We start from the raw sequence: 26,230 nt of genomic DNA, 5'->3' as shown, positions 1-26,230 counted from the left end.
GATTGTATTCACCTCTACCCAGTTTTTCTAATGACTGCCATAATCCACATTTGCTTTTCTAATCTTATATCATAATTATACAAGATACGTTCTTGAATAAAAAATAAGTCCCTGCGGTGCGCACCAAATGGACGGATTGAAACCAATATGACGACATGTATCTATTTTTGGTCGTACAAAATATTGTTTCTCCGTTTATTTCGTGTGCTCTCAATATTTTTCGTATTAGTTTCTTTTCGTCCTTGGGCGAAAGGATTTATCATGACAAAAACTGATAAAAAACGTGAAGAAGAAATTCAATATTTTGCAAAGAAAGGAGACTGGGATCAAGTTCAGCGTTTACTCGAACAACCATTAGAGAACAGTATGCGAAAGGATCGATATCACAAAACCTTGAGCTTAAATTACAATAATGAAATTAGTGGAGAATTTGGAGATTTCATCGCAGACCCTACGCCAATCGCACTCGAACTTCTTATTCACCGAGAGAAAATTAGTACCTTAAATGATATTCTTGAGCATTTTAGTCCTGAAGAAAAAGCTCTTTTGTATGGTTCTGTAATTTTAGAAAAATCATACTTGCAGCTATCACGAGAATTCAATATCAGTGACAAAACTATTAAAAAGCGTCTCATTACTTTAAAATCTACACTCAAAGAGGCTTTAGAGAAATAAATTAAGAAAATAAGCCAGAGACTTCCGAGTTTCTGGCTGATTTTCTCCTTACATACGAGGAGGCAAATACAACGAATATTCTTTGTTAATGATCAACAAAGAGAAAAAAAGAAATCAAGGAGCTGAATTAGTATGAAAACTAAATATAAAAAAGGTGGATATTCAAGCCAGACAGCCAATGAGTATGTTGACATTAAACAACCTATTCATTCTCTAAGCGCCGAATTAGAAAAACAATTTCGGTTTGAAGATGGCAAGCCAACAAAAGAAATCACCGGTTACAAAGCTTGGTTTACACAAGAAGGACTTCCACCCTTAGTTGTGAAATTTACGGAAGAAATTAAACTTCCTGACTATTTGTCACTCGTACAATTTGATAATTTAGAAGCCGTTGAAGTCAATTATAACGTTTACTTTCGTGCAGCTGGGCTTACTGAGGTCAAATAATGACTAATAAAGAGCTGGCACAATACCTTTTACAAAGTTTGAACATGGCATTAGGTTCTTTAATGCAGGGAGAGACAAGCTATACAAATAGTTTTGATTGTCAGGTTATGGAAGAAGGATTTCTCTTTCTTCCTCGCCTGCCAGCGGGATATATCATTGATGACGATCTATATCAAAAAATTTTCTTGATCGCTAATGCGTCTTTATATCCGCGATTCACTTTACTCAAACAAAATTCTGCTTATTTCGTTCCAATTGATACAACTGACATCCATATCCAGCGCGGTTTGTTTTTTCCGTGGAAAAAAGGAATTTCAGAACGACTTGTAATTTCAAATTTAGACAGTTTCGCTGCTTCAGTAAATACTACACTAATCCCCATTATGAAAAACTTTTCGATCGACTTTAATAAAGTTACTTCAGTTGTAATCGCAGAAAATTCAGGATCTGGAAAATCGTATACACTGACATATTTTCTGAGTATTTTAAAAAATATCTCCGAGTTGATCATTGTAGATCCAAAATTCGATACCCCCAGTCGGTGGGCACGGGAAAACAATATTCCCGTGATTCACCCTCAGAGGAACCGTTCCAAGTCAGACTTTGTATCTGAAATCAACGAGAACTTGAGTAACTGCATGGACGTTATCCAAAATCGCCAAAGTATTCTCTATGATGACCCAGAACATAAGTTTAACCACTTAACCGTTGTTATTGATGAGATTCTTGCTTTATCTGAAGGTGTAAACAAAACTATTAAAGATTCATTTTTCTCATTACTGTCACAAGTTTCCTTACTTGGAAGGGCAACTAAAGTACATCTACTTCTCGTTAGTCAGCGATTTGACCACTCAGCAATTCCGGTATCAGTTCGCGAACAAGCAAATGTGTTAATTCAAATTGGGAATATTAATCAAAAGACAACGCAGTTTTTATTTCCCGATTTAGATCCTGAGGGCATTGTGATTCCAATTGGAAAAGGTACAGGACTAATTCAGGTAATTGATAATGAACACCCTTACCAAGTATTACCACTACTGTGCCCGACCTATTATACAAAGAAGGGGATTTTATAATGAAAAAAAATTATTTTATTCGTAGCTTTAATCTAGTATTAACATTTAAACTCACTTCTATTTTTCTGATTCTTTTAGGTGGGGCAGTGAAATATTTTGTGTCTCTAACCGCAGCCGATCACGCTGGATTATTTCATACGTTAACCATCACATTAAATTATTTTGCTAGCGTTTTTATCCTGGTTGGGTTCTTACTTATTATTGCTGTAATTCTCCTTGTTTCCTTGGAATTAATAAGTCGTTTACTAAATGATAAGGTAGGCAACTACTTTAGATCAGTTTACCGAACTCTCTTATTACGACATTTTCTTTATCAAAGTGAACACCAGGAAAAAATTGTAACCATTGAAGGGCAACCAATTACCACTTACAACCCAGTAAATGCAACATTCAATCGAGCAGTCAGGAAATGCGTGGTAGACGTCAAACAAGACGGAGTAATTGTCTTACTAAAAAAACCAAAGACCCAGCAATCTCAAAAATTGCTAAATGATATGATTGAACAGATAAAGGAAAAAATTTCAAGCCAGAATGAGGATTATTTTTTCTCATCGGCTCAGGGAACAGATTCCATTATCTGGTTTGAAGGAAAAAGAAGATAAGAATTTCTGGCGCCGCGGCTCACAAGGTGAAAGCCGCAGGCGCCATTATTTTTACATACATACTTACAAGTTGGAATGGGGTACTACGACCCCCATTCCAATCAATAATCAATAATCAGAAACTCCGAACTATTAGGGGAAATTCTCCCTATAGATAGAACGATAATTAACTCAAGTCGAAAGGAGAAAAGATGGCAAAAGAAAAGCGGTCAAATAAATGGGCTTTCTTGATTTACAAAGAAAGCGCACCAGACAATTATATAGAAGTATTAGAAGGATTACACGTTCCGTTTGTATTGAGTCCTTGGCACGATAGGGATATTCATTCAGACACCGGTGAAATTAAGAAAGCACACAAACATGGCACTCTTTACTTCGAATCGCTCAAAAGTTATAGCCAAGTTTCCGAACTAATTGCCGAAAAGCTAAATGGCCCTGCTCACGTAGAGGCAGTGATGTCACCAAAAGGTATGTACGATTATTTCATCCACGCAGAAAATCCTGATAAGACACCTTACAACATCGAAGATATTGAATCCGGTGCAGGTTTTGAACTTGAGAAATTTTTACTAGATCAAAATTCAGATAACTTCATGAATGAAGTCATTGATGTGATTGAGGAAAATAATTTCACGGAGTTTGAAGATCTTGTCCGATATGCTCGAGAAAATAATTACTTATTGCTAGGGCTAATTGTCGAACGAACATATTTTTTTGCAAAATATCTTGATTCGCGTCGATATAGTCCCAACAAGAAAAAGTATTCTAAGAAAGAAGCTGATTCAGATGAACTATGATCCCATTTTATTAACTCGTCAGCAGGCTGCCGAATTTCTAGGAATTGACCCCAAATCTTTTGACAAATATATCCGAAACCATCCAGACTTTAAATGTTTTATAGTTGGGCGGCAAGAACGCTATATCAAAACAGAACTTCTAAAATTCATTGAAACTCATTGTGTAAATTAACGTAGTGATTGATAAAAAATGATTTCTCGATTATCCTTTATTCGACTAGTCTATTTTATCAATCACTTTTTAAAAGGACGGATGATAAAATGGCAACAATAACCAAAAGAGGAAATTCTTATCGAGCAACCATCTCACTTTACCAGAAAGGGGAGTATAAACGAGAAACGAAAACATTCAGGGAGAAAAAGGACGCAGAACTTTGGACTTTAGAAATGGAGTTAGAAAAAGGCCGTGGCAAAAACATTGCTGAACGCTCTACCCTTTTTACAGACTTTTATTCTAATTGGGTTGAAACAGTAAAGAAAAGTGATGTTCGCGAAGCAACTTATATCAATTACATGCGAACAATTACTGTTGTTAATGGCTTATTTCGAGGAATAGCTCTAAAAAACTTGGATGATATTGTCGTTCAAAAGAGAATTTATCATTATGCTGAAGATCATTCTAAGAAAACAACAAAAGAATTAGTTCTTAAAATTCGTGGCTCACTAAAATACGCTTATGCCCGTGGACTAATTACAAATGATTTCGGTCACTTGGTAAAAGCTCGGGGAAAAGAATTACCTAAAAGAAATGTTGCTCTTTCTATTACAGAATTTAAAAAACTTAGACAATATTGCCTAAGCAACCAAGAAGAAGAATTTAATATCTTAGTATTACTCGCCTTAGAAACCGGCGCCCGGCGTGGTGAGCTTCTTGGAATTACAACAGAGGACATCTTTGAGGATGGTATTTACATCCGACGCTCTATCAGTCCTACTAACAATGATACTCAATTAAAGACAAAGCACTCAAAACGTGATATTTCTATCAATCATGACGTATATGAAGCTCTAAAAAACTTGGCAAAAGAAAACTATGTATTTGATTGGAACGGATTCCGTCAGGCAGGGCAACTTCAAAAATTACTTAAGAAACTCAATCTAAGTAAAACGACCTTTCACGGTCTGCGTGATACTCACGCTTACTTTCTTTTTTCAAAAGAAATTAGTATTGATTATATCAGTCGCCGACTAGGTCATAATTCTATTCTAACCACACAGAACTATTACCTTGAATTAATGCCAGAAAAAAAGCACCAGCAGGACGCTGACGCTTTAAATCTGTTAAATGAATTATCGTAGCCATTAACACCAACTGACACCAGAAAGTAGCAGTTGAGCTTGACAATACAATAAATTGATTAACGTTTTGAGAATTGTGAAGCTTTACGGGCTTTTTTAAGACCTGGTTTCGCTTATAAATAACGCAAACAGATTGTTTATTGTTTAATTTCAAGGGTTTTATAAATTTTTAAAAGTCTTTACATCAATCAGTTTCAACTGATTTCAAGCAACTCGTACATCACAACGTACATCAAAAAAATACGCAAACCAGAACACGACTACTCAACATAAATAACGAACTAATAATTATTTATGTTTGACATATCATACCTAGAAATATTCAAGATTAATTCTCTACAGCCGCCTTAAACAACATTATATCTCATCAGCTTTCTAACTCAGACGAGTGATATTTCTCAATGACTATTTTTAAAATCTCAACAATTTCAATATTTCCATCTACATATTCTTCTACTAATTTCATCGTCTCTTCGGAAGGCATTACTGCATCTAATGCTGAGTATGCCAAAGCAGTATCTCGAAGTTTTTGCCGCTCAATTTTCGTGGTGTATCTTACATTATGTTCGTCATCAGTCATACCCTACGACTCCTTATGGGTTGCTTACTAATAAAATGCTGACACATTTTTTCTGTATTAAACTACTCCTTTTTGATTACATAATAGTTTAAAATCATTAAAACCATGACAGATCCTTTGAGGGATGGAATTATTATTTAGATTGCAGCAATACTGTTAGCATCTCGTATGTCTGCGTTTTATCAAAAGGAATATCCTCATTTTGAGGAATTTCATTTATTCGTGTCTGTAATTCATCTAAGAACTCCAGCATGTCTTCTTGTACATGTTCATTAACGGACAACGGATCGAGATTTTTCAAAGAACCTAATAGTCTTGCTATATCGTTTAAATGCTTCTTGATGTTTCTACTATCCACGCGCATGGTTCCCTGTTCACGTTTTTTAGTTAAATCCAACCAGGCTTTTGCTTTAAACACAATAAGATATTTACTGTCCAGCACTGAATAGCCATCTACAATAATTTTTCCTTTTACGAGAAGATCATAATAGTCTTCATCCAGTAATAACGCAGATAAACTCGTATCCTCATCAAAATGTACTGGGGCTGTTCTTAATGTACTACTAAACCAATTTGGTGTTACACAAAATAGCTCTATAATTGCTGGATAATCTGGATTATCTGTTTTAGAGCGATATAGTTTTCCCTTTTAATCCATTTTATTTGGTGTGTACCCACCTACATGAATAAAGTCAACAAATGCCTGATAAAACAACCGATCTTTCTTTTCTTCGATAATCACTAAGTCATAATCTTTTGTTGAACGACTGTTCAATCCGTTTTGATGTAAAACAAGTGATGTAGCAGTACCACCAATTATCACATAACGATCCGAATAATCTTTAAAGGCTTCTAGAAATGCACAGTTACTATTTGCGACATGCAAGATGGCATTGCAAGCTTAGTTCCTAGCTACCACCTACATTTTTTTGGCGAGATTTCCACAGGGCTTCAACTTCATCGCTTCGATCAGCGGTCAAACGGTTTTGGTTTGACGGCTGGTCGAAACGATGAGATACTCACCCGCTGGAATCTCGAAAAAATTCTCACAAATCGTGTCCGAGGTATTGACTCAAATCCACTTCATACCTTCTCCTTGCTTATTCTAAATTTCACTTAGAACTATTTTTTTTATAAGTTGAAAAATTTAATAATGGAATATCAATCAAAGAAATCACCTGTATAAAAATTTTCATTACCTAGTTTTTTAACGGTCAGTTTAAACATAACACAACCATCAGGGCATACAAGGTCTTTAGAGAACTCATCTTGACCGCCAATATTTATTAAATTCCCGCCACTTCTAACAGCTTCCATAGTTGGAAACATAATCATCATCATTTTAGAACAGATACCATAGCCATCTTGATTAACAGGACATCCATATGTGCAAGAATAGGTATCTCCAATTTCTTCTCCATTTCTACAATATCGTTCCGTTTGATTTCCTCTTAAAAATCCAGTCACTTCAATGTTAAATTCATATTCTTCTTCGTACCATTTTTTCATTATTATCTCCTTTAGAAATCTCATTTTATTTTTTTTACGGGACGAATATATTTCCAGTATTTACTCGGGTCAAAGTAAAAATACATAATTCGTCCGACAGAAGTGTCATAAGTATAGCCTGTTTCATTAAAATCAAATGTCTCCATAGCTATTTCCATTTTTTCTTCAACACTTCTATTTTCTTGTTCATAATCAAATTCACCATGTTCAAAGACTAAATATTCTGATTCAGGAATATCCATTAATTTCATTTGTGAAGGGATAGCCTTTTGATAATTAGAAGGGAGTCGAGCACCATAACACTCTGTTCTAGAAAATCCCCAATCACACAACCGTCCCTCAGGATTACTGATATAAGCCATGAGTTGTCCACTTCCACTATTTGCTTCTTCACCACTATAATCGTCGAGCTTTCCCTTTACACTATCTAACAATCCACAAATAGTTTCATAATCTTGTCCTTTAATATCTTTTTGCTTATCCCAAAAATCCCAATACCCATTACTTTCTTTATTCTCAATGTATAAAAATTTATGTGCGGAAATTGTAACAAAATAAGTCTTTACGTTATCTGATTTTTTAATTTTACCAATTTCCTCTAAGCCTAAGAAATAACGATCATATGGCGTTAGCTTTGTTCGAAGTACAATAGGTATGGGGTCTTTTCGATAATCGCTAGGAGTTATTCCAAAAGTTGATTTAAAAGCCCTAGTAAAAGCTTCATGCGACGAAAAACCATAGTCAAAAGCAATTTCTATAATAGATTTATTGTTATCTCTAACTTCCTTAAAAGCAAAAGCTAATTTTCTCTGTCTAAGATAGTCCCGAAATGTCATCCCTAGAATCTCTTTAAACTTTTTGGTTGTGTAAAATTCAGAATACCCTAATTTTTTGGAAAGAAATCGAAGTGTTAAAGATTCATTGCTATAATTTGAAATAGATTTATCAATCTCATTAATAATCATTTGAAATGATTTTTCCCACTCATACACTCATCATCACCTCTTTCTAATACTTTTCATTATACTAAGAAAAGAACTTTAATACTTGACTTTATTTGTTAATTTTGTAAAGGGCCATGATAAAATGTAGGAAAAGGGCCATCGAAAATGTAGGTTAGATTTAAAATCTGATATTCTTTTTCATGAAACATTCAAGGAGAGTGACTCATGCGAAAAGATGTCTTAGAAGGAGTCTTACGACACATTATGAACGATATTCAACCTAACTATGCAGCCATGGCCAAGCAATATAATTGTGATTACCGAACAGTCAAGCGTTACTATGAAGCTGGAACTAAAGGGGAAGTAGAACAGATCAAAAAGAGACAATCTTCTGCTCCCCTTTTATTAAGCGGTTTTGAAGAAATTATTAAAGATAAAATGGAGTTAAGCTGTTCCGCTTCTTCAATTTATTATTTTATTAAGAAAAAAGGATATCAAGGTGGCTATACCACCGTCAAACGATATTGTCGGAACTATCGAGAAAAGCGTGTAAAAAAAGCAACCATTCGAATTGAAACGACGCCAGGTCTTTCTGCTCAAGTCGATTGGAAAGAAAATATTAAGATGGTGAGTAAACATGGTGAAGTCTTTTACTTCAATCTTTTTCTATATATTCTAGGCTATTCTCGCATGAAATACTTAGAGGTAACCTTTGATCGAACCCAAGCGAATGTCTTCAATTGTTTGGTCAATGCGTTTGAGTACTGCGGGAATGGTATTCCTCAAGAAATTTGGTTTGACAATATGAAAACAGTTGTTGACAGAAGTAAAAGCCAATTTAGTCAAACCGTTTTTAACGAAAAATTTCGTCAATTTGCTAAAGATGCTGGATTCAATCCGATTGCTTGTCGCCCTTTTCGTCCACAAACCAAAGGCAAAGTTGAAGCTTTAGCTCGTACTGTTAACCGCTTAATGGTCTTTAACTACGAGTTTGAAAATGAGCAGGAGCTAAAACGAATCGTCTATGAGTTTATGAATGACTTAAATAATGAACGTTCTCAAGCAGTGAATAATCATCCCTCTAAGCTTCTTATAGATGAACAATCGGTGTTGCGTCCTTTCAATCGTTTAGAATTAGTCAGATATGTTTCTAGAACCCAACACGTAATTAGAAAAGTTTCCATTGAATCCATGGTCCAATATCAAAACTCAAAGTATTCTGTTCCCGTGAAATATATTGGTAAAGAGGTAACTTTAGATGTCCGTAAGGACAGTCTATTCCTTTGGTATGGCCATCAATGTATTCGCTCGCACCCATTAAGCAAAAAAACCTTAAATTATCAACGTGATGACTCTCTTGAGATTCTTCGATCTGATGTCTTCCAATACTTAGAAGACGAAGAGTTGGAGCGCTTTGTAGAAGAAAATTTAAATGCTTACGATGAATTATAAGGAGGCTCATATGTCAAATTACCATCAGTTATTAAATCAATTATCAGATTTAAATCTTACCTGTATCAAAGAAATTTTACCTGCCCATTTAGATGAAGTAGCTAAAAATGAACAATCTCTAGTTGATTCTTTATTTGAATTAACACATCAAGAAATATTGCTCTGCCAGTTCCTCGACCGATTGGCCAGACTGGTTTAAATCTAAGATCGTCTTCTTAAAGTCTTCATCAAATTTTTTCTTGGCTTTTGCCATCGTGGACACGTCCTTTTCTTAGTAGTTAGATTCTACCAAATCGTGTCCATGAAATCATCCTAACATCACACATACCATGAGAAAAACATTCGGATATAAGTATTATCGACAATTCAGGGATATTCCCACATTGATGAAAATTTTGAATCATTCTAGTCAAGCAGTGACTATCCGATACATCGGATTAGAAGAAGAAATACGAGCTAGCTTGGATAAGTTCAATCCCTTAGATTAAATTGGTGGTTACAAGATATTTTACAACTCACTTAAAATAACGTATAGTTGGATAGTAATCAAAATAAATAGTTAAGAAAGGAGAAAGAATGTCAATATTATCAACAGTATTGATTGTTTTAGTAGCTTTGGAATTTTTCTATATCCTATATTTAGAAACATTTGCTACAACTTCAGACGCTACAAGTCGAGTATTTAACATGACAAAAGAAGAGTTAAAAAGCAAAGCTTTAAACACACTTTTTAAAAATCAGGGTATTTATAATGGTTTGATTGGTGTTGGGTTATTATATAGTGTTTTTCTTTCAAGTAATCCAATCGAAATTAGTAGATTACTATTAATTTATATTATTTTAGTGGCATTATATGGCAGTATTACAAGTGATAAAAAAATTATTCTAACCCAAGGTGGTTTAGCTATTTTAACACTTATTTCAACATTCTTTTAAGCAAATAAAAAGCACAGTCAATTAAGAGTGTGCTTTTTGTTTGTTTCTTTTTATCTGAACCGTATTATATTTCCGTCTATTTGAATCAAACTTTATCATATAACATGATAATTCGCAAAAATATGATAATTATGCTGCTTTTATATATTGTAATTCTTTTGATAATATTCTTTAAAGTAGACTAAATCTCAATATCATAGTAGCTAGTATTGAACAATTATTTCCACTTAATGACTTTTACTCGTCCATTATAGATTATTTTAACTGCCTATATTTCAAGAATACACAATTTATGGCGAAATACCTTTTATCATAATTTAATATCCCATATCGATGCTATATTTTCCTCAGTACTAACGAAGATGGCAATAATTAACCTTCTATTTTTTATACATTTACATTTTTTGAATTATTGTTGTTTCATATCGATGTGATCAACCTGGTTAAAACCCCAAGTTGTTCCAAACAAATTATAGAAAGTTGGAAGAAAAATGAAAGTACAAGTGTTGAATAAGTCTAACTTTATTTGTTTAGGAATGACCTCTGTAGTAGCTTTAGGATTATTCGTCAGTACAGGTACAAGTGTATATGCTAGCGAAATCAATAATACTGTCAAAGCTGACTCTTCATCTCTATCTCTGCATGACATGACAAATCAAGCTTTACCCACCACGGGAGAAGTGTACTTTAATAATTCCGATATTTTGAATTACATCAAAGAGAATGATCCACAAGGTTATAACACGTTATCACAAGATGATATTAACTTTCTTTTGAGAGAAGATATGCTTAGAGCAGGTAGTAATCGTATCACATTTAGTGTATCTGGCTTTAAGATTTATTTAAGCTCTAGTACAGCAAAGTGGGCTAAGGACGCTGGAAGTGTTGCTGTTGCGATCCTATTTGGTGCTATTACAATAGCTACTGGTGCTGCTCTTACCATCACAATTACTAATTGGGATGGTTCAAGTGGAATCTGAATATCACTTAATTGGATAGGTGGAATTACAGGTCAGAGGAACACAATAAACATTTAAAAAATGTTATACAAGCATCTGTTTTGTAATCAATTTACGCTAGAGTAACTCATCCACCCGTGAAAACGGATGGATTTTTAATACCCCTAGAAGGGGGCAACACTCGTGGCCCCTTAAAAGGGCTTTTTAACAGACTGCCACTCGCTCACCTTCGCTCATTTACTTCTCTTCACTTTTTAAATGGGTCTACGTACTCTCTTTTACTTATACTATCCCGAATACGATTATCCGCTTCTTGTTCACGAATATATTTCTCAATTGTCTTTGGATTCAATCCTACTGTGCTCACATAGTATCCCTTTGATCATAAAGATTTGTTTCCATATTTGTACTTGAGATTTGCATATTGTTCATGGGTTAGCATGGCACTCCGACCTTTCAGATATCCCATGAAACTGGATATACTCATTTTAGGAGGGACCCGAACTAGCATATGAATATGGTCTGGCATTGCATGTGCTTCGATGATTTCCATATCTTTCATTTCACATAACTTCCCTAGTATTTTTTCAATGTCTTTTCGTAATTATCCATAAATGACTTTCCGTCTATACTTTGGTGTAAAGACAATGTGATACTTACAATTCCAACGAGTATGTGCTAAACTTTTATCGTCATTTGACATAAAAAAACTCCTTTCCATACGATGAGCGGTTGGTAGCCACTCACTAGTCCATCGAAAGGAGTTTTTTATCGCTAAAGCTACTTCATCCACGCGTAGAAACGCATCGATGGTGCCAGCTTGATACCTGCTAGAGGCTGGCCACAAGAACTAAAAATCAACTGCCCGAGAACAGAGTCGACTAAGCCAGCTACGATACTGGCAAGTCATCCCATTACTTCTCCGGTAATCACACCGCTGATAATGGTCCCATTGATCAATGTATCAAATAATCGTTATACTAATCCCCTTTAGGTTTCTTGCATCAATCTGTGATAACTGTCAGGCACAAGTAGAGTTACATCCTTGCTTTCTTCTTTAATCCAGATTTCTTATCAGTAGCAGGTTTAGGAACTTCTCATAAGCTTATTTACAATCTATTAAAACGATTGCTGGCTGGTTTTACGTAGTAAGATTCTGAAAAAGTGAATTCTATTGAAGAACGTATGGAGCGTTTCATTCGACCATTGTCTTTACTTAATAGACCCTAGGTTCATTATTTTTATCGATTTTTTCTTGGGCTTTGTTGGTTCCCCGATTGACCACTTGTTTGGCTTTATCCGTCTGTTTTGCGGCAAAGCGGCCGGTGGTTTTCGCGGCACTGGTTACTTTGTCTTGCACGGTCTCGCTGTCGGCTTCGTATTCATTTTTGGTTTTGATGTCGACCACATGCACATTGACTTCGATAACATCTAAGTGGGTCATGTTGTTCACTTCGTCATGAATCACTTGTTTAATCTGATTGGCAATCTCGGGGATATCCCGGCCGTATTCGATGACCACGTCCATGTCCACGGCAACTTGTTCTTTGCCCACTTCGGTTTCGATGCCGGAAGTCACATTGTCCGTATTGACTAATTTTTCGGCAATGTTCGAGAAAAAGCCGCCATCCACGGTTAACAAGCCATCGATTTGATCCACGGCGGTGCCGACGATTTTTTGGATAACTTTGTCGTCATAGGTCAACTCGCCACGAATGTCACCGGAGTCGGAAGTAGGCCCGTCTTTTTTCACGCCTGGATGGGTTTCATGGGCGGGTTGCCGGTTTTTTTCGAATTGTTTTACTGTTTCATGTACTTCTTGTTCGTAGTCGTTAATCCCTTCAGCAGGGGGAGGGACCGCTCCCGGTGTTGCCAGTTTGTCGTCAGGACGATTCATTTTGTGTTTGTCTACCATTTTTATTCCTCCTAGTTAGTTTGTGGGGATGATTGCCCCGAAGTTTAGTAGCGCTTATTTCGTTGAAACAGCTGGGTTAAACGTTCATTTTGTTCCAAGTAAAAGCCCAAATAAATGCCTAACAGGGTCAGTAAAAGAATCAAAAGCGTCTTGAAAAAACCGATTGTGACAAGTAAGATGGCGAGAACTAAGCCGATGCTCCCACAGACAATGGGGAGTTTGTATTGGTAAAACAAGTATTTCATGGTACTCCCTCCTTAAATGACTCTGGAATGACTCGTGGCACGCCAATCTTCTTGCTCAAATTCCGTGTACGCCACATTGACTTTGACTTGCTCGGTGGTACCGAGTATTTCTTGGAGTTCGCTTCTGATTTCTTCCATTAATAATTCAGTTTTGCCGATATGAGCAGAAGTTCTGGTCAATTGGCCCTTCACATTGACGTTGATTTTACGTTTGGTGGCGTGTACCCGCACTTTGGGATTGCCCACAAAACCGACACCTATTAGCTTGGAGCGGACGAAACCTTCGATGGCCTTTTTATCCAACGAGAGTTGGCCTTTGTCGTTATTGAGCACAAAGGTCTGCTTAACCCGGGGATAAAAGAGAAAGAAGAAAATCAAGAGTAAAAGCGCGATGAAAAAGACGAGCGCCACCCAGAAAAGATATTGTTGCAAAAGCTGGTTGGTGAAAGTGTTGAACAAGAGGCGATTCCGGTTGAAAAGCGGAAAAGGTAACGCAACACTAGATGAAGTAACGAGCATTACCATGAGTAAAACCGACATCAACAGTAACGAAAGAACGATTCCGAGTGCTTTAAGCCCACGATTCATAGTGCACCTCCTTTCACAAACTGAGAGTGAAGGCGACTAGCCCTAGCTACCAGTTTTTTGTTGGTTTTGCTTGCGGGCCATTAACACATATAGTAAGGGAATGCCCAAAATGACCGCCGCAATTTTTAGAAATTTCTTCATCTGGATTCCTCCTTTTGTAAAAAATCAGCACTTGTGCTAGTCAAAACCTAGGAGAAGCCCTAGGTGTAACCGCGGTTTGCTTATTTTTTGTGCGCCCACTTTCTTTCACGAATCCTCACCTCTTTTTTGTCAGTGACTTGTTTGGTGATTTATTTGGTAAAGTCTTTGCGTTTTAAATAAATGGTGGTCAAGATACTGACAACGACCGCGAGGATCATCACGAAGAAAAAGCCGTTTTTTGTCTCTTTGCCTGGGAGTCCCCCGGTATTCATGCCCCAGATGCCGGCAACGAGAGCAGGTATGGAGACGACTAAAGTAGCGGAGTCCAAGAATTTCATCAAGTGGTTTAAATGATTGCTCATCATATCGGAAAACAACCCGCCGATGGTCTCAAGCAAATCACGATAAATCAGGATTCGTTCCTCTGCATGGGCTTGGCGCAAGCGGATGTTGTACACGAGATTTTCGTCGCCTAGTTGCTGGGCGAAATCGGTTTCTTCCCAGAGGTAATTCAAGGTTTCTTTTTGGCCTTGCAGCGTGTTGTCCAGATACACGACATCCCGCTGCGTGTCTGCCAAGCGAAAGAGTTCTTCGTTTTTCGTAGTGATGCGAGCCGCTGCGTCTAGCTCATCGATGATTTTTTTGATGGTTTTTAATTCCTTTAGAAAATGCGCATAGGCTCGTTTGATGATATAGGCGCAGAGTTGCTCTTTATTCGTGACTTTATGAGCGGAACGGGTCAAAAAAGAAGTCAGAAAATCTGAATTATCTCCCACAAAAGTCAAGGTCATTTCTTTAGCAAAAATCAAGATTAACGGTTCTAAGCGTTTTTCAATGGGGAGCTCGCGATTGTCGCTTAGGTTCATTAAAGAAAGAATCGTCAACTCCCCTAGGCGGTCGTTATTCATTTTTTCATAGTGGTTGATTTCTTCTGCATCGTCACCGCCGAGAAAGATGTCTTTTGGCAATTCGTATTTCTCCACGATTTCGGTGAGTTCGACTTTGGTGGCTTTTTGCAAGACAATCCAGTTACTTACGTCTTGGGTCGCTTTTTCTATGCCAGAATCTGTTATCTTAAAAGTTGAAATCATCTTAATCCCCCTATAATATTTCTAACCAATGGACCACAAGCAATAAATAAAATAAGTAACGATAAGAAAACGCTTACTTTTAGTAAATAACAACATTTCATCCTCGAATCTCAGAATAGAGCATTTGCTTTTTTTCGTCAAATGATGTGCTGTTTTTGCATAAAAAGGCGTAATTCTTTTCAAAAAATGAAATTTATATTAACATAGAATTGTAACATCGACATTATGTTAGGAGTGAGGATATGACAGATCCAGTGTTAAAGGATCCACGGGAGTTATATTATGAATCAGAATTTCCGAAACAGGATCAAGAAACCCCGCCCCTACAGAAGAAGATGAAACCTGTGCCGGACTGTGGGGAAGAGAGCTATGTTGGTCATGAGCGCTTACTTAATCGTCGGGTTTTGATTACCGGGGGCGATTCGGGGATTGGCCGAGCGGCGGCGATTGCGTATGCGCGAGAAGGCGCCGATATTGCTTTGCAGTTTTATCCGGGAGAAGAACCGGATGCCAAGCAAGTGGCCAAGTATGTGGAAGAAGCGGGGCGCAAAGCCGTCTTACTACCATTTGACTTGCGCGACGCTGCGGCACCTGAAAAAATGGTGGCTCAAGCAATGAAAGAACTAGGCGGATTAGACACGCTGGTGTTAAACGCGGCGCAACAGATTACTCAGCCTTCTTTAGCAGAGTTGACCATGGAGCAAGTCCGGGATACTTTTGATGTGAATATTATTTCCATGTTTGCCACGGTGAAAGCCGCCTTACCACACTTGCCGGCAGGGTCCAGCATTATCACGACCACCTCGGTGCAAGCGTTCAGTCCAAGTGGTCATCTCTTGGACTACGCGGTAACGAAGGCCGCGATTGCCAGCTTCACGGTGGGATTAGCCAAACAGTTGAGCAAAAAAGGCATTCGGGTCAACGGTGTCGCACCGGGACCGATTTGGACAGCCTTGCAACTAGACGAAGGCCAACCGGAAGAAAAATTACCGGTCTTCGGGCAAGACTCTTTAATGGAGCGGGCAGGACAGCCGGTAGAATTAGCGCCAGTCTATGTTTTCTTAGCCTCCAACGAAGCAAGCTACGTAACCGCCCAAATTTACGGGGTAACCGGTGGCGAAGCAATCAACTTATAGAAAGGACTTGAAAGCACATGAAAAAGCAAGGAAAAGTCATGATGATTGTCTCGTTGGTGGCGACTTTGCTGCCGGTGTTGCTGAAGGTCAAAGAAATACACGATGACTATCGCAAACAGGAAAAAACGAACAAGTTGTCGTGAAGCTAGGAAAGAAGCAATCTAATTAATAGAGGAGGAATTTATTATGGGTCTTATTTGGTCATTAATTGTCGGAGCGATTATCGGAGCGGTGGCAGGTGCCATCACTGGAAAAGGGATGGGCTGGATTGCGAATATCGTGGCCGGTTTAGTCGGTTCCGCTATCGGACAATCACTCTTTGGTTCTTGGGGACCGTCATTAGCCGGGATGGCATTGGTACCATCGATTATCGGAGCGGTGATTCTCGTTGCCGTGGTGTCATTCTTCTTCAGTCGTAGGACGAGTAATTAAACTGTATTGTAAGTTCTTCCCCAATGACATAAAAAGTCATAGCCTCGGCTAATAGTCGAGGTTTTTTTGATTGGTAAAAGAATTTTTTTACCAATACTTAACTGATCAGTATCAGTTGACTGCTTCAATCTAACCAAAAATTATACCACTTAATATCATAGTTTGAACCGCTCAATCAAGACTAGAAAATATGTAAGTCTCTTTTCAGGAATCGAAATTGAAGCTAGGTTCCTATTTTCTCCTAGGGCACGAATGACCTCTTGTTACAATCAGAGTGGATAAAAAGCCGTTAAAAACGAAACTTGTTTTGTTCCTTCGCCATCTTTACCCTAAGTCTACTTTGAATATGGCTAGCGGCTTGAATTGCAACGACAATGAAGCCGAAGAGGAATGTCGGTTATCCTACATATCTTTCATTTGGACTGAAATGTACTTGCTCTTGATTGATTCTGAAGGTTTCACACATGACGACAGCAACCACTACCTCGTAACATAAGAAAATCGACTGGAGATACAGAGCAAAATGGCTTTATTGTAGGTGATAAAGTACGTCATAGACTCTTTGGTCTGAAGAAGTTGTGTAAATCGATGAAATTTATTTAGAGATTCTTTTCGAAAGTAAAGAGTAGCAACAAATATTGCTCCTAGAAAACTTGAAAAGATTACTGAAGTCTAATGTGAGCGTTACTAATATTGTTCAAAAAATCTAACTCTTTTTTTCAAGTTCAATCCGTTTTTTTAATCAGTAGGGGCTGTGAAAAAAGTCCCTTACAAAAGCCCATGAAATGACGAAATTCCGTTCATTTCACGGGCTTTTTTTGGGTAAAATAAAAGAAGTATAGGTAGCCACCCATACTTCCACTTTAATCCTGAAAGGACTAAACAAATGTATCCTAATTATAACATGAATCAACTTACATTGGACATCAGTACCTCATTCGAGCCAAAAGAAAATCACGTAGCCCTTTTTATCAACGAGTTAGTGGCATCTCTTCAAATCAAACAACCTTACCTTTTTGGAAGACCAAGAGAATATGATTTGGGTGCAATGATGAAGTTGGTTCTTTTTGCCTATACGAGAAAAACGTTTACTATTCGTAAGATTGATCGATTGGCAGAAGAAAATCTTTATGCCCGGTGGTAACACGGGGGTAACACGGGGGTACCGAACTCATTAGAAATCTCTCTGAAGGTTGCTACAAAAGGCCTCATGAGCATTCTTCAAAGATTCGATTTTTGTCAAAATTAGCTAAATAGAAAAGCAAAAGACGTGTGAACGGACCGGCTGCCAGCGGCAGAGCCGAGTTCGTTTACACGTCTTTTTTGTGTTTTCTCAAAAAAGAAACTTTTTCGAAATGAGGCGATTAAGAAGCAAATAGTTTAAGAATCTCTTACAAGTCAATTCAATTGTCTGTTGTTTCGAAAAATTACCCTACTCAGATTGTAGTAGTAATGGAAGGGAAATCATCCATAAAGAAAATTATGAGAAATTCCACATTTTTTGGAAAATAGGGAGTTCCAAATTGTTCTTGTTAGTGAAAGGAGGAAATTTTATGCAACTGATTCGTGCACCCACTCTACTTTGTTTCAACCAATTAAAACAAAGACTAAATTCAAAATCAAAGGAGAAATACACATGTCAAATAAATTAATGATCCAAAAAGGAACCAGCATCTCACTAAACGATTCAGAAACTGTCAATCTAGCCAGCCTACGTTTCGATCTCAAACAATTCAAACTCCCGCAACGTTTTGTTGTAGCCAAAAGTGATATTCAAATGCGCATGGAACGTGAACAGAATCATGTTGGCGAACGTGTAGAGACCGGGCTAATGATCCTCACCTTCAAAGTCTATGATCGGGCTTTTGTCGAACTGGTTCTGAATAACGGCGGAACAGAACTCGGCTCCCCTATCACCATTGTGGTCGAGCATCAAGAAGAACTGCCCATTTTAGATAACTATGAAGACGGCGAGTTGATTCCCATTCGTTTTACTGGTTTAAATGTCTATCCCCGAAAAATTCAGAAAAAATCATTTGTGGGAGAAGGTCAACCAATGATTGATACCTGGCAATTTGCAGCATTGAAAATCAGTGCCACCTCCTATCAACTAGGAGAAGTGAATGAACCAAACACACCGGCAAAGTAACGAATGTCTAATCGATTTTCTACGTTTTTCATTACCAGATTCTTCAATGGAAAAAGTTGCGGACTTATTGGGAATTGCCCTTTCTGACTTCACTTCGGAAAAGAAAGGGAGTCCTTTTCCCACTTACGATTCTCACTATTCCTTTGCAGATATTATCATTCACCAGAGTGATCACCACAATAATCTGTTAGTAAACTTATCGGGTCAAGGGTGTCGCCAATATGAAGAATATATGTCTAGCGTGGAGGGGTGGCATTGGCAGAAATTCTTAGCCACCATTCTAAAAGCCAAAGGAACCATTACTCGTGCCGACTTGGCAATGGATTTATTTGACGGCTCCTCTCCTCCTGTGTCTACCTTGCAAAAATACGTGAAGAACGGCCAACTCAGCTCTCAAAGTCGCCACTTTCGGGAAGTAAACAGTGGGCAACTACAGAAAGGCATTCTAACTGGCCATACGCTTTATATTGGCGCTCAGCCGCAACTACTGCGGATTTATGACAAAAAGCAAGAAATCCGCGATAAAACGGGGGAAATTGCCCAAGTCAACGAGTGGGTTCGCTGGGAGCTGGAATTAACCGATCAGAAAGCTCGGCAAGCCGTAGAAAAGCTTGCGAAAGGAATACCACTCAATACGGTAATTCGTGGCATTTTAGCTTCCCACTACAGCTTCAAGACCAAACCCAAAGGCCCCGTCAACTATCATAACAAAGCTCGTTGGCCGAACATGAAATGGTGGGATAAATTTGTGGGGGACATGCCCAAAATCCCCTTACGTGTAATTCGTGAAAAACCAACCTTTTCCAAGAAGAAAGCTTGGTTAGAAAATGCCACTTCGAAATCGCTCGCCATGATTTACGAAGCTTTTCTACAAGCCTATGGCCCAGAACAAGCAGAAGTTTATTTGAGAGAATTACTAGCCACAGGAAAAGAAAAATTCACGGAAACAGATCAGACCTTTATCGAACAAAAAATACTGGAATTGGAAAATGAAGATTCTTACTAGAGAAAGGAGGTTGCCTATGCACGAAGTTCAATTTTTACTGAACGATGAGCAGATGAAACAGCTAGGAAATAGTGTGTACACACTTCTTCTAAACAATGTGAATCAAGTACGACAAGATACTGCGATTGACAAACGCTATTTAACCAAGAAAGAAACTTGCCAGTATCTCCATATTGCGAACAACACTTTGGACAAATGGGTCGAACAAGGCCTGCCAAAAATTACGATTCAAGGTGTTGTGCGGTTTGATCGGCAAGCTATAGACGAATGGCTCCATTGCTATACTCGCTAGAAGCGGTTTATAATCAGAACGTAGTCATTCCTACGTTCTGGTTTGCGTATAAGAAAGTAGGAAATAACATGGCAATTACTAAACTGAAAAACAACCACTACAAATTGGAGGTGTTTTACCCCAAGGAGGTGCGACAAATTCTCGGTGTCACTACCGAGCGCTACCGCAAAACATTTAGGACGAAAAAAGAAGCGGAACAGGCTGAAAAAGACCTGTCTCAAAAAATTCAACGTGTGCTTAATGAAAAGAGTGCTCGTTCATTTGAATTAAGCGGTCATATCAAATTCAAAGAGTTTTATGAGACAGTTTGGTTGGATATGTATATTGCTGGTTCTACTGGACGATCTAGGCAAATACCAACTGCCACAACCGTTAGCAATACGAAAGATGTCTTCCGTCTTCATATTCTACCGATGTTTGGTGAATATTCCATCAAGTTCTTAAACGACAATAAAGACTTTGTGCTTCGCGCTTTGATGAAAAAATCCCAAACTTACGCCAATATCAAAATCATCAAAAGTTACGTCAATCAGATTTTTGATATTGCGGAGCTATTAGAGTATATCGAATACAATCGGATTGAAAAAGTGATTCGGTACGTGGGTGATCCCAAGAAACAACAACTAAAGGCGGAGCGTCAGCTAAACGGTGAAGCACTGACAGCCGAAGAATTGATTGCTTGGTTAGACGCAGTCAATGAGGATTACAGCAAAGGTTTACTAATCATGCAAGACTATGTTCTCTTGATGCTAACGTTGAACCTAGGTGACCGCAAGAGCGAATCCTATGCCCTTCAGTGGAAGCATATTGATTTTGAAAATGGTTATGTCAGTTTGATTCAAAGTAAGGATAAATTTGGTAATTTAAAATCCACAAAAGGTCGAAAAGCCACGAAGTTCAAGATTCCGACATTCCTTATTAAACTATTGAAAGAATGGAAGCAAAAGCAAAAGGAAGAACTGTTACAACTTGGGATTAAACAGACTAAGGAGCAATTTCTTTTCACTTATGCCAATCGAAGTGGCGAAGTAAATATTCCGGTTCATGTGGATTACTTAAATTATCGGTTAAAATCCATTCGCCGAAGACATGAGGAACTAACCCAGACAAATCCACACAAGCTGCGTCATACGTTTAGTACGTTGGCTCGTGAAGGTGGTGCAACAATGGCGCAAATTTCTCAAGCCTTAACCCACTCGGATATCAAAACGACAGAAATATATGTTAATACTCCAAATGTTGTCGATCTTTCCACTTATGAAAAATTCGAGAAACGTCTAGATGAAGCCCGGCAAGCGAAATAAATAACAGATTAAAATAACAATCAAACAAGATAAAAAGAACGATTAAATAGTATCTGACCTAGGTCTTAAAAACAGCCAATTCAAAATCTCGTACATTTTTTCGTACCTAAGCGTACAAAAAAAGACACTTCCCAAAAATTGGAAAGTGCCTGAAACGTTGATATATAAAGGATATTAACGCTTAGAGAATTGAGAAGCTTTACGTGCTTTCTTAAGACCTGGTTTTTTACGTTCAACCATACGTGCGTCACGAGTAAGTAAGCCAGCGCGTTTAAGAGCTAAACGGAAGTCTGGGTCTACTTGTAGCAATGCACGGGCGATGCCGTGACGGATAGCGCCGGATTGTCCTGCATATCCTCCACCATTTACGTTTACAAACACATCATAAGCGCCTTTTGTTTCAGTAACGCCAAATGGTTGGTTGATAACTTCACGCAAGTCAGCGTGTGGGATGTATTCTTCAACATCTTTGTTGTTTACAGTAATTTTACCAGCGCCAGGTACTAGACGTACACGAGCAACTGCATTTTTACGACGGCCAGTGCCGATATATTGAGCTTGTGCCAATGAAATTCCCTCCTATTAGATTAAGTTTGTGATATCCAAGACTTCTGGTTGTTGTGCAGCATGTGGATGTTCAGCGCCACCATAAACATGTAGCTTCATTCCTTGTTGACGACCTAAAGTATTTTTAGGAAGCATGCCTTTAACAGAAGTTTCGATCAAACGACGAGAATTCTTCGCACGTAATTCACCGGCAGAGACTGATTTCAAGCCTCCGGGGAAATTTGAGTGGCGGTAATAAATTTTATCGCTTGCTTTGTTACCTGTTAATTTAATTTGATCTGCATTGATAACGATCACGAAATCACCAGTATCCACATGAGGTGTGAAAGTTGGTTTATTTTTGCCGCGTAGCACAGAAGCTACAACAGCTGAAAGACGTCCCAACGGAATATCCGTTGCGTCTACTACATACCATTTACGTTCTACTTCGCCTGGTTTGGCCATATATGTTGTACGCAAGATTTTTTCCTCCAATTTCAATTTCGAATGTTTGACAAACACGTGAGTTTCCGGGGCTCTTGTGGGGCAAACAATACCATTTAACATAATACCTTCTACACGCGGTAAAGTCAACGGATTTCTCCGTGTTTTTGGATTTTATCCAGTTTCTCTCCACTAAATTTTTCGTATTTCTTTTTTCTTCTATAATAAATTGATAGTTTTCAGAAATATTTTCAAACCCCTTTAAACTTTCTTAATCAAAATCATGCAATTTTATTGTATATATCGCTATATTTTGTATATTATAGCTAATTTCTACATTTTTTTGTATATTTATTTATAAAACAGTTGATTTTTCATTTTCATTTTGTTACTATATCGTCATCAACTTGATTTACACGCAGAAAGGGCGATTAAGAATGAAAGAAAAAGTGATTTTGGCATACTCTGGAGGACTTGATACCTCTGTTTCAATTAAATGGTTAACAGATGAAGGCTACGATGTAGTGGCTTGCTGCTTAGACATCGGCGAAGGCAAGGATACTGAATTTATTAAAGAAAAAGCACTGCAAGTTGGTGCAGTTGCCTCTTATGCTATCGATGCGAAAGAAGAATTTGCACAGGAGTATGCTTTGATTGCTCTGCAAGGACACACCTTCTATGAACAATCCTATCCCTTGGTTTCAGCACTTTCTCGTCCACTGATTGCAAAAAAATTAGTCGAATTAGCACATACGACAGGCGCTACTACTGTTGCCCACGGTTGTACCGGTAAAGGAAACGACCAAGTTCGTTTTGAAGTAGCCATCAATGCATTGGCACCTGAATTGAAAGTAATTGCACCTGTACGTGAATGGCATTGGTCTCGGGAAGAAGAAATCGCCTATGCGGAAGCAAAAGGCGTGCCGATTCCTGCAAATTTGGATAATCCTTATTCTATCGACCAAAATATTTGGGGTCGGGCTTGCGAATGCGGCATCTTGGAAAATCCTTGGGCAACGCCGCCAAAAGGAGCGTATGAATTAACCGCTGAATTAGAAGATACACCAGATGTTCCGGATATTTTAGAAATCACCTTCGAACAAGGTGTGCCGGTTGCTTTAAATGGCGAAACCTATACCCTTGCCGAATTGATTATGGAATTAAATCTGATTGCCGGCAAACACGGCATTGGTCGGATCGATCACGTGGAAAATCGTTTGGTGGGAATTAAATCTCGGGAAGTTTATGAATGTCCGGGGGCCATCACTTTGATGAAAGCCCACAAAGAATTGGAAGATCTAACATTTGTTCGGGAAGTTGCTCATTTCAAACCAGTTATCGAACAACAATTGAGCCAAATCATTTATGATGGCTTGTGGTTCAACCCATTGACAGATGCGTTAATCGCCTTTTTGAAAGACACACAGCAATACGTTAACGGTGTGGTGCGGGTCAAATTATTCAAAGGCAATGTGATCGTTGAAGGTCGGAAATCAGACAACAGCTTGTACAGCGAAGAATTAGCAACTTATACTTCTGCCGATACCTTCGATCAAGCAGCGGCAGTTGGCTTCATCAAGCTATGGGGTCTGCCAAGTAAAGTTCATTCCGAAGTACAATCAAAACTAAAAGAAGAAACGTTGATTAACTAAACAGGAACGTTTCTACCTGGCAACAGAAGTCATCCGTGATTTGCGGCAGCTTCTGTTTTGCCGTTTTTAAGGAAAATAAAAATCATATGAGGTGGCAGAATGGCAAAATTATGGGGCGGTCGTTTCGACGGCAAAAATGAAGCATGGATCGACGCGTTCGGCGCATCCATCCCCTTCGATCAAAAATTAGCAAAACAAGATATCACCGGCAGCTTGGCTCATGTTAAAATGTTGGCTCATACTGGGATTATTGCTCAAGAGGAAGCACAAACCATCATTGACGGTTTAGAAACATTGCAGGAAAAACTTGCCAACGGTGAATTGACCTTCACCATTGAAAATGAAGACATCCATTTGAATATTGAATCTTATCTTCATCAGGAAATCGGTGCAGTTGCCGGTAAATTACACACTGCCCGCAGTCGAAATGATCAAGTGGCAACAGATATGCACTTGTATCTAAAAGACACGATTCATGAAGTCTTGGAAAAAATCGAGCAATTTCGTGAAGTATTGGTGGCAAAAGCAGAGGAACATGTTTATACAATCATGCCGGGTTATACCCACATGCAGCATGCACAACCGATTTCCTTCGGGCACCATTTGATGGCCTATTACTCCATGCTGACCCGCGACCAACAACGGATGCAGGAAAGCTTGGCACGGGTCGATCTGCTTCCCTTAGGTAGTGCCGCTTTAGCCGGTACGACTTTCCCTATCGATCGGACATTTACCGCAAAAGAGTTGGGCTTTGCCACTAATTACAGCAACAGCTTGGACGCCGTCAGTGACCGGGATTTTATTCTGGAATTTTTAAGCAATGGTTCCCTTTTGATGATGCACCTGTCCCGTTTTTGTGAAGAATTGATTCTTTGGTGCAGTCATGAATTTAAATTTGTTGAGTTGACAGATACCTTTTCTACCGGTAGCTCCATCATGCCTCAGAAAAAAAATCCTGATATGGCAGAATTGATTCGTGGTAAAACCGGCCGCGTTTACGGCAATCTGTTTGGTCTTTTGACCGTAATGAAAGGGTTGCCCCTTGCCTACAACAAAGATTTTCAAGAAGATAAGGAAGGCATGTTCGACACGGCAGAAACAATTTTGACCAGTCTGGAAATCATGGCAGGGATGATCCATACCATGAAGGTCAACGAAGCCCACATGTTGGCATCCACTGAAAAAGATTTCTCCAATGCGACCGAATTAGCCGACTATCTGGCAGGAAAAGGAATTCCGTTTCGTGAAGCCCATGAAATCGTTGGAAAATTAGTCTTGGATTGCATCCACAAAGGTATCTACCTACAAGACATTTCGTTGGAAGATTATCAAGCAATCACCCCGGTAATCGAAGAAGACGTCTATGATAAATTATCCTCCTACAATGCGGTCAAAAACCGTCATTCACTGGGCGGCACTGGCTTTGATCAAGTAGTGGCACAAATTGCCGCAGCAAAAAAAACATTCGCTTAAAAAAAAATCCCGTCAATCTGTAACCAGACTGGCGGGATTTTTTTGTTTAAGCGTCGATTTCGGGTGCTTTGCCAAGGTGTGCTTGGATCATCCAAATTCGTTTTTCGATTGCCGTTTTAAAACCGATAAAGATATCTTGGGTTGGATCGTCGCCTTCTTCACCGGAAACTTCGATTCCTTTTTGGTAAAGATCTGCCAAATAGCGATAGCCTTTCACTAATGTTGCTAAGCGTTCTTCCATCGTCCGATCCCAACGTCCTGTTTCATCAGGGATCTTCGTATGTTCAGCCATTTCTTTTAAGGTTGAATAAGGAGAACCATCTAAGGTAATCAAACGTTCAGAAATTTCGTCTAACTGATCGTTCACATCATCCATGAAATCATCCATCATTGGATGTAGGGTTAAGAAACCAGGTCCTCGCATGTACCAATGGGTTTGATGAATGACCATCGACATTTGACTCAGGTCAGCGACCAATTGGTTCAAGACTTCTTTTGTTTGTTCAAATTTCATATCTATCTTCCTCCTTCAATTGTTTC

Annotated in this window: 32 protein-coding genes and 3 pseudogenes; 22 read left to right on the top strand and 13 right to left on the bottom strand. The window is 38.5% G+C overall.

Going from position 1 to position 26,230, the window contains the following annotated elements; genetic code table 11:
- The first annotated feature begins 261 nt into the window (after window positions 1–261).
- The 7 genes from BN1875_RS02045 to BN1875_RS02015 all read left to right on the top strand — a co-directional run bounded on the left by BN1875_RS02045 (window position 262) and on the right by BN1875_RS02015 (window position 4,896).
- Entirely contained in the window at window positions 262–675 is a 414-nt protein-coding gene (locus tag BN1875_RS02045) for a sigma-70 RNA polymerase sigma factor region 4 domain-containing protein (RefSeq protein WP_048603207.1), read from the top strand.
- Between the two features lie 132 nt (window positions 676–807).
- Window positions 808–1,122 carry a hypothetical protein gene (locus tag BN1875_RS02040; RefSeq protein WP_048603206.1) on the top strand — a complete coding sequence of 105 codons (315 nt, stop codon included), beginning with the start codon at window positions 808–810 and terminating at the stop codon, window positions 1,120–1,122.
- Complete coding sequence (locus tag BN1875_RS02035; RefSeq protein ID WP_048603205.1) at window positions 1,122–2,198, top strand: cell division protein FtsK; 1,077 nt, start codon at window positions 1,122–1,124, stop codon at window positions 2,196–2,198. Before BN1875_RS02040 ends, BN1875_RS02035 begins: the two co-directional genes overlap by 1 nt.
- Window positions 2,198–2,800, top strand: a complete 603-nt coding sequence (locus BN1875_RS02030; protein WP_053082142.1) for a hypothetical protein — start codon at window positions 2,198–2,200, stop codon at window positions 2,798–2,800. Before BN1875_RS02035 ends, BN1875_RS02030 begins: the two co-directional genes overlap by 1 nt.
- 191 nt (window positions 2,801–2,991) lie before the next feature.
- Window positions 2,992–3,597, top strand: coding sequence for a replication protein (locus tag BN1875_RS02025; RefSeq protein WP_048603204.1), 606 nt, complete (start codon window positions 2,992–2,994; stop codon window positions 3,595–3,597).
- On the top strand, window positions 3,587–3,769 hold the full coding sequence (locus BN1875_RS13780; protein WP_048603203.1) for a helix-turn-helix domain-containing protein: 183 nt from the start codon (window positions 3,587–3,589) through the stop codon (window positions 3,767–3,769). Before BN1875_RS02025 ends, BN1875_RS13780 begins: the two co-directional genes overlap by 11 nt.
- 89 nt (window positions 3,770–3,858) lie before the next feature.
- The gene (locus BN1875_RS02015) at window positions 3,859–4,896 is read left to right on the top strand and encodes a site-specific integrase (protein ID WP_048603202.1); all 1,038 of its coding nucleotides are present in this window, start codon (window positions 3,859–3,861) and stop codon (window positions 4,894–4,896) included.
- 367 nt (window positions 4,897–5,263) lie between these two features.
- Here BN1875_RS02015 and BN1875_RS02010 read toward each other — a convergent pair whose 3' ends face one another.
- From BN1875_RS02010 to BN1875_RS01995, 5 genes are all read right to left on the bottom strand, one after another.
- Entirely contained in the window at window positions 5,264–5,476 is a 213-nt protein-coding gene (locus BN1875_RS02010) for a hypothetical protein (protein WP_048603201.1), read from the bottom strand.
- 133 nt (window positions 5,477–5,609) lie between these two features.
- Window positions 5,610–5,918, bottom strand: a complete 309-nt coding sequence (locus BN1875_RS13600; protein ID WP_053082141.1) for a hypothetical protein — start codon at window positions 5,916–5,918, stop codon at window positions 5,610–5,612.
- A 207-nt stretch (window positions 5,919–6,125) separates the two neighbouring features.
- Window positions 6,126–6,362, bottom strand: coding sequence for a hypothetical protein (locus BN1875_RS13595; protein WP_053082140.1), 237 nt, complete (start codon window positions 6,360–6,362; stop codon window positions 6,126–6,128).
- Window positions 6,363–6,637: 275 nt separating this feature from the next.
- Window positions 6,638–6,985, bottom strand: coding sequence for a TIGR04076 family protein (locus tag BN1875_RS02000; protein ID WP_048603200.1), 348 nt, complete (start codon window positions 6,983–6,985; stop codon window positions 6,638–6,640).
- 20 nt (window positions 6,986–7,005) lie between these two features.
- Entirely contained in the window at window positions 7,006–7,977 is a 972-nt protein-coding gene (locus tag BN1875_RS01995) for a helix-turn-helix domain-containing protein (RefSeq protein WP_048603199.1), read from the bottom strand.
- Between the two features lie 177 nt (window positions 7,978–8,154).
- Between BN1875_RS01995 and istA the strand changes: the two genes are divergently transcribed.
- From istA to BN1875_RS01975, 5 genes and pseudogenes are all read left to right on the top strand, one after another.
- Window positions 8,155–9,381: an IS21 family transposase gene (istA, locus tag BN1875_RS01990; protein WP_048603198.1), complete on the top strand. Its 1,227-nt coding sequence runs from the start codon at window positions 8,155–8,157 to the stop codon at window positions 9,379–9,381.
- Between the two features lie 10 nt (window positions 9,382–9,391).
- Window positions 9,392–9,580 carry a hypothetical protein gene (locus BN1875_RS01985; RefSeq protein WP_048603197.1) on the top strand — a complete coding sequence of 63 codons (189 nt, stop codon included), beginning with the start codon at window positions 9,392–9,394 and terminating at the stop codon, window positions 9,578–9,580.
- A 121-nt stretch (window positions 9,581–9,701) separates the two neighbouring features.
- Window positions 9,702–9,869, top strand: a pseudogene (locus BN1875_RS13460) (site-specific integrase); the annotation flags it as partial.
- A gap of 88 nt (window positions 9,870–9,957) precedes the next feature.
- Entirely contained in the window at window positions 9,958–10,317 is a 360-nt protein-coding gene (locus tag BN1875_RS01980) for a DUF1304 domain-containing protein (protein WP_048603196.1), read from the top strand.
- Between the two features lie 491 nt (window positions 10,318–10,808).
- On the top strand, window positions 10,809–11,297 hold the full coding sequence (locus BN1875_RS01975; protein WP_048603195.1) for a hypothetical protein: 489 nt from the start codon (window positions 10,809–10,811) through the stop codon (window positions 11,295–11,297).
- 226 nt (window positions 11,298–11,523) lie between these two features.
- Here the strand turns inward: BN1875_RS01975 and tnpA are convergent.
- The 5 genes and pseudogenes from tnpA to BN1875_RS01950 form a co-directional block, all read right to left on the bottom strand.
- Window positions 11,524–11,979 (bottom strand): annotated as a pseudogene (gene tnpA, locus BN1875_RS13455) (IS200/IS605 family transposase).
- Between the two features lie 513 nt (window positions 11,980–12,492).
- The gene (locus BN1875_RS01965) at window positions 12,493–13,191 is read right to left on the bottom strand and encodes an Asp23/Gls24 family envelope stress response protein (protein WP_231586060.1); all 699 of its coding nucleotides are present in this window, start codon (window positions 13,189–13,191) and stop codon (window positions 12,493–12,495) included.
- Between the two features lie 44 nt (window positions 13,192–13,235).
- Entirely contained in the window at window positions 13,236–13,436 is a 201-nt protein-coding gene (locus tag BN1875_RS01960) for a DUF2273 domain-containing protein (protein WP_048603193.1), read from the bottom strand.
- Between the two features lie 12 nt (window positions 13,437–13,448).
- Complete coding sequence (gene amaP / locus BN1875_RS01955; RefSeq protein ID WP_048603192.1) at window positions 13,449–14,024, bottom strand: alkaline shock response membrane anchor protein AmaP; 576 nt, start codon at window positions 14,022–14,024, stop codon at window positions 13,449–13,451.
- A gap of 290 nt (window positions 14,025–14,314) precedes the next feature.
- Window positions 14,315–15,256 (bottom strand): magnesium transporter CorA family protein, encoded by a 942-nt coding sequence (locus BN1875_RS01950; protein WP_048603191.1) that lies wholly within the window; start codon window positions 15,254–15,256, stop codon window positions 14,315–14,317.
- Window positions 15,257–15,498: 242 nt separating this feature from the next.
- On the opposite strand from BN1875_RS01950, the gene BN1875_RS01945 reads away from it, so the two are divergent.
- The 8 genes and pseudogenes from BN1875_RS01945 (at window position 15,499) to BN1875_RS01915 (ending at window position 21,575) form a co-directional block, all read left to right on the top strand.
- Window positions 15,499–16,392, top strand: a complete 894-nt coding sequence (locus BN1875_RS01945) for an SDR family oxidoreductase (protein ID WP_048603190.1) — start codon at window positions 15,499–15,501, stop codon at window positions 16,390–16,392.
- Window positions 16,393–16,409: 17 nt separating this feature from the next.
- Complete coding sequence (locus tag BN1875_RS13875; RefSeq protein WP_007207902.1) at window positions 16,410–16,535, top strand: hypothetical protein; 126 nt, start codon at window positions 16,410–16,412, stop codon at window positions 16,533–16,535.
- Window positions 16,536–16,578: 43 nt separating this feature from the next.
- Window positions 16,579–16,824 carry a GlsB/YeaQ/YmgE family stress response membrane protein gene (locus tag BN1875_RS01940; protein ID WP_007207901.1) on the top strand — a complete coding sequence of 82 codons (246 nt, stop codon included), beginning with the start codon at window positions 16,579–16,581 and terminating at the stop codon, window positions 16,822–16,824.
- Window positions 16,825–17,710: 886 nt separating this feature from the next.
- Window positions 17,711–17,965 (top strand): annotated as a pseudogene (locus BN1875_RS01935) (hypothetical protein); the annotation flags it as partial.
- Between the two features lie 495 nt (window positions 17,966–18,460).
- Window positions 18,461–18,973, top strand: a complete 513-nt coding sequence (locus BN1875_RS01930) for a hypothetical protein (protein ID WP_048603188.1) — start codon at window positions 18,461–18,463, stop codon at window positions 18,971–18,973.
- On the top strand, window positions 18,948–19,979 hold the full coding sequence (locus BN1875_RS01925; protein ID WP_048603187.1) for a replication initiation factor domain-containing protein: 1,032 nt from the start codon (window positions 18,948–18,950) through the stop codon (window positions 19,977–19,979). Before BN1875_RS01930 ends, BN1875_RS01925 begins: the two co-directional genes overlap by 26 nt.
- Before the next feature lie 16 nt (window positions 19,980–19,995).
- A complete protein-coding gene (locus tag BN1875_RS01920; RefSeq protein WP_048603186.1) occupies window positions 19,996–20,271 on the top strand; it encodes a helix-turn-helix domain-containing protein in 276 nt (91 codons plus the stop codon).
- Window positions 20,272–20,339: 68 nt separating this feature from the next.
- Complete coding sequence (locus BN1875_RS01915) at window positions 20,340–21,575, top strand: tyrosine-type recombinase/integrase (RefSeq protein WP_048603185.1); 1,236 nt, start codon at window positions 20,340–20,342, stop codon at window positions 21,573–21,575.
- Between the two features lie 174 nt (window positions 21,576–21,749).
- Here BN1875_RS01915 and rpsI read toward each other — a convergent pair whose 3' ends face one another.
- Both rpsI and rplM read right to left on the bottom strand, forming a co-directional pair.
- A complete protein-coding gene (gene rpsI / locus BN1875_RS01910) occupies window positions 21,750–22,142 on the bottom strand; it encodes a 30S ribosomal protein S9 (protein ID WP_048603184.1) in 393 nt (130 codons plus the stop codon).
- Between the two features lie 15 nt (window positions 22,143–22,157).
- On the bottom strand, window positions 22,158–22,604 hold the full coding sequence (gene rplM, locus BN1875_RS01905; protein ID WP_053082145.1) for a 50S ribosomal protein L13: 447 nt from the start codon (window positions 22,602–22,604) through the stop codon (window positions 22,158–22,160).
- Window positions 22,605–23,002: 398 nt separating this feature from the next.
- Between rplM and BN1875_RS01900 the strand changes: the two genes are divergently transcribed.
- Entirely contained in the window at window positions 23,003–24,217 is a 1,215-nt protein-coding gene (locus BN1875_RS01900) for an argininosuccinate synthase (RefSeq protein WP_048603183.1), read from the top strand.
- A gap of 99 nt (window positions 24,218–24,316) precedes the next feature.
- Window positions 24,317–25,690, top strand: coding sequence for an argininosuccinate lyase (argH, locus tag BN1875_RS01895; RefSeq protein ID WP_048603182.1), 1,374 nt, complete (start codon window positions 24,317–24,319; stop codon window positions 25,688–25,690).
- Between the two features lie 46 nt (window positions 25,691–25,736).
- On the opposite strand, the gene BN1875_RS01890 is transcribed toward argH, so the two are convergent.
- A complete protein-coding gene (locus BN1875_RS01890; RefSeq protein ID WP_048603181.1) occupies window positions 25,737–26,204 on the bottom strand; it encodes a Dps family protein in 468 nt (155 codons plus the stop codon).
- Window positions 26,205–26,230 lie beyond the last annotated feature (26 nt).

The organism is Enterococcus massiliensis (assembly GCF_001050095.1).
Taxonomy (GTDB): Bacteria; Bacillota; Bacilli; order Lactobacillales; family Enterococcaceae; genus Enterococcus_C; species Enterococcus_C songbeiensis.
This window is presented reverse-complemented; position numbering and strand designations above follow the sequence as displayed.

Bases quoted from the DNA above. Each gene is read 5' to 3' on its own strand.
- BN1875_RS02045 (WP_048603207.1), top strand. From the start codon at position 262: ATGACAAAAACTGATAAAAAACGTGAAGAAGAAATTCAATATTTTGCA.
- BN1875_RS02040 (WP_048603206.1), top strand. From the start codon at position 808: ATGAAAACTAAATATAAAAAAGGTGGATATTCAAGCCAGACAGCCAAT.
- BN1875_RS02035 (WP_048603205.1), top strand. From the start codon at position 1,122: ATGACTAATAAAGAGCTGGCACAATACCTTTTACAAAGTTTGAACATG.
- BN1875_RS02030 (WP_053082142.1), top strand. From the start codon at position 2,198: ATGAAAAAAAATTATTTTATTCGTAGCTTTAATCTAGTATTAACATTT.
- BN1875_RS02025 (WP_048603204.1), top strand. From the start codon at position 2,992: ATGGCAAAAGAAAAGCGGTCAAATAAATGGGCTTTCTTGATTTACAAA.
- BN1875_RS13780 (WP_048603203.1), top strand. From the start codon at position 3,587: ATGAACTATGATCCCATTTTATTAACTCGTCAGCAGGCTGCCGAATTT.
- BN1875_RS02015 (WP_048603202.1), top strand. From the start codon at position 3,859: ATGGCAACAATAACCAAAAGAGGAAATTCTTATCGAGCAACCATCTCA.
- BN1875_RS02010 (WP_048603201.1), bottom strand. From the start codon at position 5,476: ATGACTGATGACGAACATAATGTAAGATACACCACGAAAATTGAGCGG.
- BN1875_RS02000 (WP_048603200.1), bottom strand. From the start codon at position 6,985: ATGAAAAAATGGTACGAAGAAGAATATGAATTTAACATTGAAGTGACT.
- istA (WP_048603198.1), top strand. From the start codon at position 8,155: ATGCGAAAAGATGTCTTAGAAGGAGTCTTACGACACATTATGAACGAT.
- BN1875_RS01985 (WP_048603197.1), top strand. From the start codon at position 9,392: ATGTCAAATTACCATCAGTTATTAAATCAATTATCAGATTTAAATCTT.
- BN1875_RS01980 (WP_048603196.1), top strand. From the start codon at position 9,958: ATGTCAATATTATCAACAGTATTGATTGTTTTAGTAGCTTTGGAATTT.
- BN1875_RS01975 (WP_048603195.1), top strand. From the start codon at position 10,809: ATGAAAGTACAAGTGTTGAATAAGTCTAACTTTATTTGTTTAGGAATG.
- BN1875_RS01965 (WP_231586060.1), bottom strand. From the start codon at position 13,191: ATGGTAGACAAACACAAAATGAATCGTCCTGACGACAAACTGGCAACA.
- BN1875_RS01960 (WP_048603193.1), bottom strand. From the start codon at position 13,436: ATGAAATACTTGTTTTACCAATACAAACTCCCCATTGTCTGTGGGAGC.
- amaP (WP_048603192.1), bottom strand. From the start codon at position 14,024: ATGAATCGTGGGCTTAAAGCACTCGGAATCGTTCTTTCGTTACTGTTG.
- BN1875_RS01950 (WP_048603191.1), bottom strand. From the start codon at position 15,256: ATGATTTCAACTTTTAAGATAACAGATTCTGGCATAGAAAAAGCGACC.
- BN1875_RS01945 (WP_048603190.1), top strand. From the start codon at position 15,499: ATGACAGATCCAGTGTTAAAGGATCCACGGGAGTTATATTATGAATCA.
- BN1875_RS13875 (WP_007207902.1), top strand. From the start codon at position 16,410: ATGAAAAAGCAAGGAAAAGTCATGATGATTGTCTCGTTGGTGGCGACT.
- BN1875_RS01940 (WP_007207901.1), top strand. From the start codon at position 16,579: ATGGGTCTTATTTGGTCATTAATTGTCGGAGCGATTATCGGAGCGGTG.
- BN1875_RS01930 (WP_048603188.1), top strand. From the start codon at position 18,461: ATGTCAAATAAATTAATGATCCAAAAAGGAACCAGCATCTCACTAAAC.
- BN1875_RS01925 (WP_048603187.1), top strand. From the start codon at position 18,948: ATGAACCAAACACACCGGCAAAGTAACGAATGTCTAATCGATTTTCTA.
- BN1875_RS01920 (WP_048603186.1), top strand. From the start codon at position 19,996: ATGCACGAAGTTCAATTTTTACTGAACGATGAGCAGATGAAACAGCTA.
- BN1875_RS01915 (WP_048603185.1), top strand. From the start codon at position 20,340: ATGGCAATTACTAAACTGAAAAACAACCACTACAAATTGGAGGTGTTT.
- BN1875_RS01900 (WP_048603183.1), top strand. From the start codon at position 23,003: ATGAAAGAAAAAGTGATTTTGGCATACTCTGGAGGACTTGATACCTCT.
- argH (WP_048603182.1), top strand. From the start codon at position 24,317: ATGGCAAAATTATGGGGCGGTCGTTTCGACGGCAAAAATGAAGCATGG.
- BN1875_RS01890 (WP_048603181.1), bottom strand. From the start codon at position 26,204: ATGAAATTTGAACAAACAAAAGAAGTCTTGAACCAATTGGTCGCTGAC.